1 protein-coding gene is annotated in these 603 nt (G+C 35.3%); it reads left to right on the forward strand.

Annotated features, from left to right (window positions below; all coding sequences use genetic code 11):
- On the forward strand, positions 1-603 hold a 603-nt coding region (locus CYO90_RS00470; RefSeq protein ID WP_181000190.1), incomplete at both ends, for a hypothetical protein.

Here is a 603-nt window from a genome sequence, read left to right on the forward strand (position 1 = left end):
CACTCACTGGATTTGTAAAAGGTGAAGGAGAGCCAAGAGTAAGCATACTTGGCAAGCTAATGGGCTATGACGACACTTTTTCAAAAGATGAGATAGATGAGCTAAAGAAATTTATAGATGATAGCGGCGCTTTAGGGCTTGAGAGAAATCCAGCATTTGAGCCAAAGGGAATTTTTAAAGATCCATTGAATAGTAAAAAGCTTAGTGTTGATGATTTTATAGATCAGTTCGCAAATAAAAAAATCCTCTCTTTTATAGCTTTTGGTGGTAGCAAGACAGCTGAACTGCTTGATAGCGATATGAGTGTTGATGAGTTTAAAGGCAAATGGGCTAAATTTGCACTAAAGGAGCGCTTTGGTTTAGAGCTTGATGAGGAGCTAGCAAAAGAGACCATAAATTCCATAAATGATCTTGAAAAACAAAACAAAGAAGAGAAGAAAGAGAAGAAATTTACGCCTATACAAGTTACTAAAAAGTCTCAAACCTATAAGCTTGAAGCCGATGAGAGATTTAAGGAGCTTTATAAATTTATAAAGAGTGAATTTGATAGTGGCAAGAGTATGTTTGAAATTTTAGAAAAAGTGGCAAAGCTTAAAGTGGATA

The organism is Campylobacter concisus (assembly GCF_002913745.1).
Taxonomy (GTDB): Bacteria; Campylobacterota; Campylobacteria; order Campylobacterales; family Campylobacteraceae; genus Campylobacter_A; species Campylobacter_A concisus_R.